Here is a 12141-nt window from a genome sequence, read left to right on the forward strand (position 1 = left end):
CTGTAGCTCTCGTTGACGATGACCTCCACCGCCTTGTAGCGCTTGCCTTCGCCGAGATCGGTGGCGCCGGTGAGTACGGTAACCGCGCCGGCCGGGATCGGCCTGCCGTTGTCGACGAGGCAGTGCGCAGCCGTCAGCACCCATTGCGGCGCGATCAGGCTGCCCCCGCAGAATTGCGCGTCCGGCTGCGAGGCCGGGCTGGCGTCCAGCCTGTCGCTTGTCAGCAGCGCCACCTGGAAAGGAAAAGCGCCCTTCTCGGCCTCCTTGCCGCCATAGACGCGATCGGCACCGTCGGGGTTCTCGGCCTTGGCCTTGGCCCGTGCTTCCGCGACGCGCTTCATTGGCGAGACCGCCGCTTCCGGCCGGGCCGGCCCATCGGCAGCGTGGATGGCGTTGAGCGTCGCGAGCGCCGCGATGCCGGTCAGCAATGCTGTGGCGAGCGGCCTGAACCGATGGATGATGTTCACCATGACCTCCTGAGACGAACGTTCCCGAACAGGCCGGCCCGGCGCATGATCCGCTGCCGAGGCACTTCGAACGATCGGCCACGCAGCCCAGATCGGCGCGCGACCGGTCACAATACCGAAGTGCAACTACTGCTAATCGTGCCCGCGAGCAGAACCCGCTCAAAACCCTATAGCCCCCCACGGGCTACGTGGAAGCGATTTGTCGTTGCCAATGTTGGAATATTTTAGGCAGTATATCGCGCGGATGTTTTTGGCGGGGGCCTCAACTGACCGCGCGGAGCAATGTTCTGGTCGGCGGTTCCAAAGCTCGGTTTTGGGGCCACCACGATCTCGACAATATTTCTGTATCTTGATCCAGTCCTTGCTGACTTTTGGGAGAGTCTCACCGTGACAAAACTGACAAACACCATCATTGCGTCCGCATTTCTTTCCACCGCGATGTGGCTGGTGCCGGCCTTCGCCGCCGACCCCGGCACCGCGAATGCCGGCAATGGCGAAAGCATGCGCGATGGGGGATCGGGCGACTACACGCCGGGGCGGGCAAAGCCGATCGCGCCGCCGAAACTGACCGAGGACGAGGCCAGCCGCGCCGCGCCGCTCGCCGACGAGGACGCGGCGGTCAAGTCCTATGGCGTCGTGGGGCGTTCCGCCGACGGCAAGGAGATCAAGATCGAGGCGAACGAGGCGCTGAAGGAGCTGATCATTGAGGAGCTGAACGCGCCGGCCGACGGGCAGGGGTCCGACGCTTCCGGTCCACAGAACACCGAAGATCCGGGGCTGACTGAGGGCGAAACCGGTCGCCAGGTCTTCGGCACGGACGATCGCGAGCAGGTCAAGAACACCAAGACCTATCCGTTCTCGGCCATCGGCTACCTCGAAGCCAAGTCGCCCAAGACCGGCAAATACGGCAGCTGCTCGGCGACGCTGATCGGGCCGCGCACCGTGCTCACCGCGGCGCACTGCCTCTATAGCCATGAAGACGGCGCGTGGCTCGATGAATATCTGTTCGTGCCGGGCCTCAACGGCGGCACCGCCGACGACGCGCCGTTCGGCGCCTTCACCTATGAGAGCGCCTATATCCTGCAGGGCTTCATCGACAACTACCAGGGGTTTTACGGCTCGGTCGTGCCGTGGGATCTCGGCATCGTCACCCTGAAGCAGGACATTGGCACCAATCTCGGCTGGCTGGGCTATGCCAATTACGAGGATCTGGGCGATTTCACCGCCAACATCGTCGGTTATCCCGGCGACAAGTCGATGGGCACGATGTGGAAGGCAAGCTGCGAAGTGCACGCCGAGAACATCGGCACGGATTACTTCCAATATGACTGCGATACGTTCCCGGGCTCGAGCGGAAGCTCGGTCTACGCCTATGACAATGCCGCGAAGCAACGCGTCATCACCGGCGTCAACGTGGCCGAGGGCCCGGAAGCGAACACCGCGGTCAGGCTCAACGCCGCTAATGTCGAGTGGATCAACGGCCTCTACAAATAGGCCGGCTCAAATCTGCCTAACGGCTGCGTTGAACAGGCGGCGGGAACTCTCGCCGCCTTTTCGTTTCCGGGCGCCGCTCGACTGGCCGTTACTTGGACTGCGCCTCTGGCTGTCCCTGGCGCACATAGGCCTCGATCGCCGTGGCAAAGTTGGCTGAGCCGGCCTTGCGCTGCTTATCTATATAGCCGGCAAAGTAACTCCAGAAGGAAACGGCGTAGTCGCGAAAGTAGGCGTCCGCCACCTTGCGTGAACACAGGTCGCTCTCGACGCAGATGGAGAGGCGATTGAGGAAATAGACGACGCGGTCGAAATGATCGCTGAAATCGGCGAGCGGCATGGTGCCGCCATCAGTGGTCATCGCCTCGATGCCGATGCGCTGCCTGAACACCTGCTCCTCGGTGGGAGTCGGATTGGCGCTGAGCAGATTGTCGTATTTGGCGTTGAGCCCCGTCAGCCGCTCCTTGAGCGCCCGTTGCGCCTGCTGCAGGTCCTTGCTCTCCCATAGCTCGACCAGCGACATGGTCTGCTCGACACGCTTCTGCTCCTGGTTGGCCAGGAACTGGAAGACGGAGAACAGAAGGGTGAAGATGATCACCAGGCGCACCAGAAGGCCCGACCAGGCATAGGCCAGCATGCGCCAGTCACGATCGGTGAAGGGGTTCGATTCCTTCTTGATCTCGTGGCTGCTCGGCCACGGGAAACCCTCCGTGGTCTCAGGCAGCGCCTCAGCCTTCCTGATCGCCGGCGGCTCCGTAGATGCCGTCGCTGGCGTAACCTTACCCCCCGGTTTTTTCATCGGCAGCTGTCCAGGTCGATAATGGCGGAGGGGTCGAGCACGATGCCCGGCGCCTCGAGCTTTTTCTTCAGGCAGTCGAGCTGCAAACGCGAAATCATGAACTGCACGTCAGGCTCGGCGGGCGCCTTGTTCGGCGAGGGCAGGGCCTCGACCACACCGCGCGAGGCGCAGCCGCTGAGATCGACCACGACGGCCTCATTGCCGGTCTTGGCGATCTGGTCGTACTGGTCGAGAAAGCAACTCGCCAATTCGGAATTGGTCACGATCTGCTTGGCGCAGAGGCCGCAGGTCTCCTCTGCCGAGGCATGGGCGAACGACAGGCCCGCGGCAAGAAGGACCGCTCCGAGCCAGCAAAGAACCTTGGTTTTCACGAGCGTCCTCATCCTTTCCGCGCCGCGCCAGAATGTCCACATACCAAGCCCGTCGCGCAAGAGCCGCTGCGCGATTGCGACAGGCTTTTGCTGCGGCCTGCATTCAGGCGCGCGGCACCGTCTCCATCGGAAAGATCATCACCGCGCCCTTTGGGCCGCTCCTGTCGGTAAGCTTCATCACCGAGCGCGTCGAGGGCGCCATGCCGATATCGGTCAGCATGTCGGAGAAGCCGGAGCCGCCGGCCGCGCGGGTGGCCGAGGGCACGCCGTCCTGCGCCAGGAAGCTCAGGTCCTCCTTCTCGCTCTGCGGCGGCGCCTCGGTCAGCACCGCGATCATCCGCTCCATACCGAAGCTGGTGTCGGTGAAGGCCAGCAGTCCTTCCCGCAAGCCGGCATCCGGCGAGCCGTTGGCGGGCGCCAGCCGCTCGGCGACGATATGGGTGATGGAATAGTCGCTGCCGACATAGAGCACGTTGATGTCGACATATTTGTCGGAATCGTTCCTGGCCTTGATGTGCATCTCGTCACCCGGCGAGACGCGCGGCACGGTCGAGGCCTGCAGCGGCTCCAGCGCGTCGCCGCCTTGGCGCCTGATCTCGAACTCGACACTGACCTCTTCCGGCCGGTAGTCGGACGCTGCGGCCAGCCTGGAGAGGCCGGTGGCGCGGAAGATGGTGGTCAGGTTCCTCGCCGCCGCCTCGGCCAGCTTTGCCCGGTTATCCGGGCGGATGATGATCAGCGGCGGCCTGCCGCCGTCCTTCAGCGTCACGTCGCCGGAAGCCGGCAGGAACCATAGCGCCGGCTTGTCGGTCGCATCGGTGGCCGCGCCGGCAATCGCATTCTCGCGCAGCACCGCCAGCCGTAGGTCGGCTCTCTTGCCGGGCTCGACCAGCTCGACGTGGAATCCGGATTTCTCCCTGGCCGCCAGTTCGTCCAGAACCGAGTTGACCAGCGCGGTCTCCTTGTCGAGGCCGTCGGTCGCCGCCGGGCGCGCCACCACGAGCTTGTAGTCGACGGCGAGTTCGGCGATGCGCGCATAGGCATTGGCCGGGATAGCGGCCAGCGTCAGGGCCGGCTTGCCGTCGAGCTCCACCGGCTTCACCCAAGCCTCGAGGTTCCTGGCCGACTGCACCTCGACATAGCCGAGCGCATCCGACAATTGCGACAGCGCCGATGGCAGGATGGCGAGCTTGCTGCCGGGGGCGAGGCGCTGGAGCAGCCCGGCGCCGATCGTCGCCGCATCGTCCTTGATGACCAGCGGCCATTGCATCACCGCGTCGGTCCTGTCGGTGCCGAAGACGCGGGCGTCAAGCTCGCCTTCGAAGAGCGGCGTCGGCCGCGTGCGGCTGTCGGCCGAATATTGTTGCAGCACCGCCTGGCCGAGCTGGCGGTAGGTGACGTTGGGGTTCTCCGCCAGCTTGGACAGGATGGTGAAGGTGAACAGACCGAAGCGCGGCGCGTCGGCGGTGCCCTTGGGCAGCGGCATCTCCGGCGTCGTCTCGATCGTCTGCGCGGCATAGAAGGCGACCAGCTTGCCCTTCGTGGTCGGTTCGGCGCCGGTTGGCGTCAGGTTGAAGGCGGGCTTGCGCTGGCCGTTCTCGTCGAAGCCGCGCGAGGCCGTCGCCGTGATGTCGTCATAGAGCTTCACCGCAGCCGCCCGCTCGGTCTTGCTGCCGCCGACCAGATCGGCGAACTCGACCTTGCGCTCCAGCTCGTCGTCGACCTCGGCGGCGCGTGTCGCGGTGCCGGAATGGCAGCAGTCGAACACCACCCAGACGAAAGCGCCCTTGTCGCGGATGGTGTCGAGCGCGGCGCCGACCTCATTGTCGACGAGCGCGTTGGGCACGCCGGCCTCACGGTTGACCCATTTCTCGATGTCGACGGGAAGGAAGATCTCGTCGAGGCCGTCGGTCTCGTCGCTGTTGGTCGCCTCGGGCTGCTGCGCGCCATGGCCGGACAGATGCAGATAGACGAAGTCGTCGCACTTGACCCTGGAGGCGAGGCTGGCCAGCGCCGCCTTGATCGCGGCGTGCGTCGGCAGGCCGGCGGCGCCGTCGACATCCTTGGCAAGCAGGGTGACGTTCTCGGGCGCGAACTTCACCGGGGCCGGGGTGTTCCTCAGCAGGTAGTCGCGCACCAGGCCGGCATCGTTCTTCGGCCCGATCAGCCAGTTCTTCTTCGGCAGGTTCGGATAGTCGGTGCAAGCGACCAGCAGCGCGTAATAGGTGCGCTGGGCGGCAAGCGCACGAAACGACAGCGTGCCGACTGCCGTCAGCGCGGAGGCGCCGGCAAGCAGCGTCCGGCGTGTCAATCTGATCATGGATGCCCCCAAGCCCGATCGAATTCGCAAGCAGCCGCAACCCTCATCGATGATTTTGTCAGTATTTTGAAGGCTGGTTGCGCGATGGCGATGACCAACCACTGAGGCGGTGCCGTCGATGGCGACGGAAACAGTGGCAAAAAAGACGGTTCGTCGCTATCTCAGTGGAATTCAGGCCACTTGCATGCGCAAATGGCGTGCGGACGACGCAAGCTGACTGGAAGCAGGACCATGGCGGCAAGGGATGTGCTGACGAAGAACCAGTTGTGTGTGCTCGAAAAGCTCGAGGCCGCCAGCGGACCGCTTAGCGCCTACATGCTGCTCGACCAGCTGCGCGAACGTGGCTTCCGCGCGCCGCTGCAGGTCTATCGCGCGCTTGACACGCTGGTGAAGTCGGGTTTCGTGCACCGGCTGGAGAGCCTCAACTCCTTCGTTGCCTGCGCCGAGCCGCATGATCACAGCCATTCGATGACCGCCTTCGCCATTTGCGACACATGCGGCCAGGTGACCGAGATGTCCGACCATGATGTCGACCACCGGCTCGACGAATGGGTGCGCTCGACGGGCTTTGCCGCCAAGAAGGCGGTGATCGAGTTCCGCGGCGTTTGCGCCAAGTGCCGGGCCGAGGCCGCCTAGGGTCTATTGTTCTTCAGGCGAGGCCGGCCTGCAAATGGCGGGCTCCTGCGCTTCGGTGCTCACGTACTTCAAGTACGCTCCGCTCCGGTTCTCGGACCCCGCCGTTCTCGGCTCGGCCTGAAACTCAACAAACCCGGGAGCGTATCGCTTCAGTGCTTGGTCGACCAGGCGAACCAGAACGCGACCAGCGCCAGCAGCGCTGAAAGCAGCCGTCGGGCAAATCGCTCCCTGCGGGGATCGTTGAGGAACGGTTCCAGCGTCCCCGCCAGAGCGACGATGACGCCGTGAACAGCGGTCGCGATCGCCACATAGACCGCGCTGAGCAGGACTGTCTGGGAGAGGACCGGCCGTCCGGCATCGACGAAGGTCGGCAGCACGGCGACGTAGAAGACCGCCGCCTTGGGGTTCAAGAGATTGGTGACGAGTCCGCGCATGAAATGCTTGCCGCGCGCGCCGCCGGCGCTCGATACGACGTCCGTTCCCGCGGTCCAGCCCTCCCAGGCGAGGTAGAGAAGGAATAGCACCCCGGCCCAGCGAAGTCCCTCGTAGAACGGCCGCGATGCCTGGATCAGTTCGGCGACGCCGAAGGCCGCGACCGCGCCGACGGTCGCCAGTCCCAACGCGATACCCGCCACCGTGGCAAAGCCGGCGCGGCGTCCTTCGCTGGCGGAAATCAGCGCCAGATAGGTCATGTTCGGACCCGGCGTCAGTTCGATCAGCAGGCATGCGAGCGAGAAGGAAAGGACGGTGGCTGTCGAGGGCGGCAGCAACGCGTTCACATCAATGCGCCTCGTCCCAATTGTCGGCGGCCCGCGCATCGACATGCAGCGGCACCGACATCGACACCGCCGGCATCGGCGCGTTCTCCATCACACGGCGCACGACGGGAAGCGTCGCCTCGACCTCGGCTTCCACCGTCTCGAAGATCAGCTCGTCATGCACCTGCAGCAGCATGCGGGCCGACAGGCCGGCCTTCTCCAGCGCCTCCTCCATATGCACCATGGCGCGGCGGATGATGTCGGCGGCGGTGCCCTGCAGCCTGGCGTTTATCGAGGCGCGCTCGTTGAAGGCGCGGATGGAGGGATTGGAGGCTCTTATCTCCGGATAGTGGATGCGGCGGCCGAAGATGGTTTCGACATAGCCATATTCGCGGGCGTAGGCCTTGGTCGCCTCGATATAGTCGCGGATGCCCGGGAAGCGCTCGAAATATTTCTTGATGTAGGCGCCGGCCTCCTCGCGCGGGATCGATAGTTGGTTGGCAAGACCGAAGGCCGAAATGCCGTAGATGATGCCGAAATTGATCGCCTTGGCGCGGCGGCGCACCTCCGAAGGCATGCCTTCGACCGGCACGTTGAACATCTCGGATGCCGTGATGGCGTGGATGTCGGCGCCGTCGGCGAAGGCCTGCTTCAGCTGCGGGATCTCGGCAACATGGGCGAGCACCCGCAATTCGATCTGGCTGTAGTCGGCAGAGACCAGCTTGTGGCCCTTTTCGGCAATGAAGGCGGTCCTGATCTTGCGCCCCTCGGCGGTACGCACCGGGATGTTCTGCAGATTGGGGTCGGAGGACGAGAGACGTCCAGTTGTCGTCGCCGCCAGCGCATAGGAGGTGTGGACGCGCTTCGTGTCGGGGTGGATGAAGCCAGGCAGCGCGTCGGTATAGGTCGATTTCAGTTTGGTGAGCTGGCGCCAGTCAACGATCTTGCGCGGCAGTTCATGGCCTTCGGCGGCAAGGTCCTCCAGGAGCTGCGCCGATGTCGACCATTGGCCGGTCTTGGTCTTGGAGCCGCCCGGCAGGCCCATCTTGCCGAACAAAATGTCGCCGAGCTGTTTCGGCGAGCCGATGTTGATGCGCTCGCCGACGATGCCGTAGATCTCCTCCTCAACGCGGGCGGCACCCTGCGCCAGCTCGCCCGACAGCCGGGAGAGGATCTGTCGGTCGACGGAGATGCCGCGCTGCTCCATCCGCGCCAGCACCGGCACCAGCGGCCGTTCCAGCCGCTCATAGACGGAAACGAGGCCCTTGGCGGCAAGCCTGGGCTTCAGCACCTGCCAGAGCCTCAGCGTGATATCGGCCTGCCCGGCGGCGTAGGCGGTCGCGCGCTCGATATCGACTTGATCGAAGCCGACGGCGCTTTTCCCCGATCCGGCAAGCTCCTTCTTGGAGGCCGGGGCGTGGCCCAGCCATTTTTCCGAGAGGCCGGCCAGGTCGTGGCCGCCGGACGTGCCGGCATCAAGCACATAGGAGATCAGCATCGTGTCGTCGAATGGGCCGATCTCGATGCCGTGGCGGCTCATCACGACGATGTCGTATTTCAGGTCCTGCACGATCTTGAGAACGGACCCGTCCTGCAAGAGAGGCTTCAGCAGCGCCAATGCCTCGCGGACGGGGATCTGGTTCTCCAGCATGCCGCCGCCCAGCAAGTCGCCGGTGCCGCTCTTGTGGACGAGCGGCAGATAGGCGGCGCGGCCGGGCGCGACCGCCATGGACAGGCCGATCAACTCGGCCTGCATCGGGTCGGGCGAGCTGGCCTCGGTGTCGAAGGCGAGGACACCGGCTTCCCGTGCCTCGGCGATCCAGGCCGTCAGCGCCGCCGCATCGCGAATGGCGACATAGGCCGACGTGTCGATCTTGCGCGCCGCCGCCTGTTCCAGGCGAAGCGCCGAGAGCAGGGAAGGGGTGTCGCCCTGCGGCGGCGCGTCTTCTGCCCGGATGGCCGGCGCTGGCTTGTCGGCGTCGTTGCCGGCGGGCGTGGACCGTGCTGCCGGCGGCGCGCCGGCTCCGACATCGGGTCCGTGCGCGGTATCGGCGCGCTCGATGGTGACGGCGGCGGCCTGGACGTCGCCGATCTCGGTTCCGGTCGCTTCGGCGACGCGGCGGGTCAGCGTGGTGAATTCCATGGTTTTGAGGAAGCCGATCAGCTTCGGCCCGTCCGGCGCGTGCAGCTCGAAGTCGCCGAGCCCCTCGGCGACCGGCACGTCGTTCTTCAGCGTCACCAGCTGGCGCGAGATGCGCGCCTTGTCGGCATTGGCGATGATCGATTCCCGCCGCTTCTCCTGCTTGATCTCGGCGGCGCGCGCCAGCAGCGCGTCGAGGTCGCCGAACTGCTCCAGGAGCTGCGCCGCCGTCTTCGGCCCGATGCCGGGCACGCCCGGCACATTGTCGACCGAGTCGCCGGTGAGCGCCTGCAGGTCGATCATCTTCTCCGGCGGCACGCCCCATTTCTCGATCACTTCGGGGATGCCGATCTGGCGATCCTTCATCGGGTCGTACATGCCGACCGTGGGACCGACCAGCTGCATCAGATCCTTGTCGGAGGAGATGATAGTGGTGTCGCCGCCAGCCTCGCAGGCAAGCCGGCAATAAGTGGCGATGAGGTCGTCGGCCTCGAAGCCCTCCATCTCGATGCAGGGAAGATTGAAAGCCGTGGTCGCCTGGCGGATCAGGCCGAACTGCGGGATCAGGTCCTCTGGCGGTGCCGAGCGGTTGGCCTTGTATTCGGGGTAGAGCTCGTTGCGGAAGGTCTTCGAGGAATAGTCGAAGATGACGGCGAAATGCGTCGGCACCACGCCGACATCGGTGTTGCGGGCATCCTGCATCAGCTTCCACACCATGTTGCAGAAGCCGAGCACCGCATTGGTGGGCAAGCCGTCGGATTTGCGATTGAGCGGCGGCAGCGCGTGATAGGCGCGGAAAATGTAGCCGGAGCCGTCGACGAGGAAGAGATGATCGCCTTTTTTCATGCCGGCAGGGATAGCGCGGCCAGACGGCGCGGTCCATGCCAAAGGCGGCTGAAACTACCGGTTCCGGCAACACCCTGACAGAGGCTGCCGCCGAATGATCCGGCCACTCACGGGCATGTTACAAAAGTGTAATACTGGTGCCCTTGAATCGCCACGTTCACAGACCCAAATAAGGTCCATCGGCAGTTTTCGCCGAAGTCCGGAGCAAGGCCCGTCCCCCGCCTATCCCGGACAACTGCGGCAGCCTATCCCCCCTCTCCGGGCTGCCGCAACGTTTCGAGTAAGGCCGCCGTGGTTCCCCCTCCACCACGGCGGCTTTTTCGTCTTCAGGTCAGACATATCGGTCTGAATGTTTTTCCGCTGCCAAACGCTGGTCCAACGTTCCCGGCTTTTCGTTTTCGGCTCGTCCCTTTAGGGTCGGCGCAAAATCGAAAGGCTTCAGACAATGTCCAGAATCTCCCCCGTCCTCGATCGTCTCGACCAGAATCTCGACCAGAGCCTCGAGCGCCTGTTCGGCCTGCTCGGCATCAAGTCGATCTCCACCGACCCGGCCTTTGCCGAGGATTGCCACAAGGCGGCGGAATGGCTGGTGGCCGAGCTGAAGCTGATCGGCTTCGACGCCAGCGTGCGCGACACGCCCGGCCATCCGATGGTGGTGGCGCATCACGACGGGCCAGCGGGCGCGCCGCATGTGCTGTTCTACGGCCATTACGACGTGCAGCCGGTCGATCCGATCGAATTGTGGGAAAGCGATCCATTCGCGCCGGCGATCAAGGAGATCGAGCCTGGCCGCAAGATAATCACCGGCCGCGGTTCGGCCGACGACAAGGGGCAGTTGATGACCTTCGTCGAGGCCTGCCGCGCCTGGAAGCAGGTGCATGGCGGCCTGCCTTGCCGCATCACCATCCTGTTCGAGGGCGAGGAAGAGTCCGGCTCGCCGTCGTTGAAGCCGTTCCTCGCGGCCAATGCCGCCGAGCTCAAGACCGACTTCGCGCTCGTCTGCGACACCGGCATGTGGGATCGCGAGACGCCCTCCATCTGCGTGTCGCTGCGCGGCATGGTCGGCGAGGAAATCACCGTCAAAGCGGCCGATCGCGACCTGCATTCGGGGCTCTATGGCGGGGCTGCCGCCAATCCGATCCGGATCCTGGCCGGGATCCTGGCCGATATCCACGACAAGGATGGGCGCATCACCATCCCGGGCTTCTATGACGGTGTCGAGGAGACGCCGTCGCAGGTGCTGAAGTCGTGGGAAACGCTCGGCGAGACCGCCGAGAGCTTCCTCGGGCCGATCGGCCTGTCGATCCTCGCCGGCGAAAAGGGCCGCTCGGTGCTCGAACTGACCTGGGCGCGGCCGACGGCGGAGTTCAACGGCATTATCGGCGGCTATACCGGCAAGGGCTTCAAGACGGTGATCGCGGCGGAGGCCTCGGCCAAGGTGTCGTTCCGCCTCGTCCACAAGCAGGACCCCGAGAAGATCCGGGCTGCGTTCCAGGCTTTCGTTCAAGAACGCATCCCGGCTGACTGCTCGGTCGAATTCCATCCGCATGGCGGCTCGCCGGCGATCAAGCTCTCCTACGACTCGCCGTTCCTGGCCAAGGCCAAGGAGGCGCTGTCCGACGAATGGGCGAAACAGGCGGTGATCACCGGCGGCGGCGGCTCGATCCCCGTGGTCGGCGATTTCCAGACCTATCTCGGCCTGGAGTCGCTGCTGGTCGGCTTCGGTCTCGACGATGACCGCATTCACTCGCCCAACGAGAAATACGAGCTCACTTCGTTCCACAAAGGGCAGCGCTCCTGGGCCCGTATTCTCGACGCGCTGACGCGCTGAGGGGTCGAAAGACAAGTTTTTGTTGATTTTTCGTCGGATCGCGGTGAGGACGAAACGAACAGCGCAGGCCGCGATCCGGAGACAATGATGAGCGACATCCGCTTCCACAAGAACGACTTGCCCGACCTGTCCCACTACAATGTCGGGGCAGTGGCCATCGACACCGAGACGTTGGGTTTGAACCCGCATCGCGATCGTCTCTGCGTGGTGCAGATCTCGCCGGGCGACGGCAGCGCCGACGTCATCCAGATCGCGCCCGGCCAGAAGAAGGCGCCGAACCTGGTCAGCCTGCTCCGCAACCGCAGCGTCACCAAGCTGTTCCATTACGGCCGCTTCGACATCGCCGTGCTCTACAACGCCTTCGGCGTCGTGGCGGAACCAGTGTTCTGCACCAAGATAGCCTCGCGCTTGACCCGCACCTATACCGACCGGCATGGGCTGAAGGACATTTGCGGCGAGCTTCTCGGAGTCACCTTGTCGAA

Annotated in this window: 9 protein-coding genes and 1 pseudogene; 4 read left to right on the forward strand and 6 right to left on the reverse strand. The window is 64.6% G+C overall.

Annotated features, from left to right (window positions below; genetic code table 11):
* Nucleotides 1–467, reverse strand: a 467-nt coding sequence (locus EN781_RS11430) for a trypsin-like serine protease (RefSeq protein ID WP_127399998.1), incomplete at its 3' end; no start/stop codon positions are given.
* A gap of 387 nt (nt 468–854) precedes the next feature.
* Between EN781_RS11430 and EN781_RS11435 the strand changes: the two genes are divergently transcribed.
* Nucleotides 855–1961, forward strand: coding sequence for a serine protease (locus EN781_RS11435; RefSeq protein ID WP_126058253.1), 1107 nt, complete (start codon nt 855–857; stop codon nt 1959–1961).
* 88 nt (nt 1962–2049) lie between these two features.
* Here the strand turns inward: EN781_RS11435 and EN781_RS11440 are convergent, their stop codons facing one another.
* The 3 genes from EN781_RS11440 to EN781_RS11450 all read right to left on the reverse strand — a co-directional run bounded on the left by EN781_RS11440 (nt 2050) and on the right by EN781_RS11450 (nt 5448).
* Entirely contained in the window at nt 2050–2757 is a 708-nt protein-coding gene (locus tag EN781_RS11440) for a hypothetical protein (protein ID WP_126058254.1), read from the reverse strand.
* Nucleotides 2754–3128, reverse strand: coding sequence for a hypothetical protein (locus tag EN781_RS11445; RefSeq protein WP_245455380.1), 375 nt, complete (start codon nt 3126–3128; stop codon nt 2754–2756). Before EN781_RS11445 ends, EN781_RS11440 begins: the two co-directional genes overlap by 4 nt.
* Before the next feature lie 103 nt (nt 3129–3231).
* Nucleotides 3232–5448: a caspase family protein gene (locus tag EN781_RS11450; RefSeq protein ID WP_126058256.1), complete on the reverse strand. Its 2217-nt coding sequence runs from the start codon at nt 5446–5448 to the stop codon at nt 3232–3234.
* A gap of 231 nt (nt 5449–5679) precedes the next feature.
* On the opposite strand from EN781_RS11450, the gene EN781_RS11455 reads away from it, so the two are divergent.
* On the forward strand, nt 5680–6084 hold the full coding sequence (locus EN781_RS11455; protein ID WP_126058257.1) for a Fur family transcriptional regulator: 405 nt from the start codon (nt 5680–5682) through the stop codon (nt 6082–6084).
* 149 nt (nt 6085–6233) lie between these two features.
* Here the strand turns inward: EN781_RS11455 and EN781_RS11460 are convergent, their stop codons facing one another.
* Nucleotides 6234–6863, reverse strand: coding sequence for a LysE family translocator (locus EN781_RS11460; protein ID WP_245455381.1), 630 nt, complete (start codon nt 6861–6863; stop codon nt 6234–6236).
* Between the two features lies 1 nt (nt 6864).
* Nucleotides 6865–9828, reverse strand: a complete 2964-nt coding sequence (gene polA, locus EN781_RS11465) for a DNA polymerase I (protein ID WP_189347486.1) — start codon at nt 9826–9828, stop codon at nt 6865–6867.
* Between the two features lie 445 nt (nt 9829–10273).
* Here polA and EN781_RS11470 point away from each other — a divergent pair, with 445 nt between their 5' ends.
* Nucleotides 10274–11659 carry a M20/M25/M40 family metallo-hydrolase gene (locus tag EN781_RS11470; RefSeq protein WP_126058259.1) on the forward strand — a complete coding sequence of 462 codons (1386 nt, stop codon included), beginning with the start codon at nt 10274–10276 and terminating at the stop codon, nt 11657–11659.
* Nucleotides 11660–11746: 87 nt separating this feature from the next.
* Nucleotides 11747–12141: pseudogene (locus tag EN781_RS11475) on the forward strand (ribonuclease D); the annotation flags it as partial.

The sequence above is a fragment of the Mesorhizobium sp. M4A.F.Ca.ET.090.04.2.1 genome (genome assembly GCF_003999085.1).
GTDB lineage: Bacteria > Pseudomonadota > Alphaproteobacteria > Rhizobiales > Rhizobiaceae > Mesorhizobium.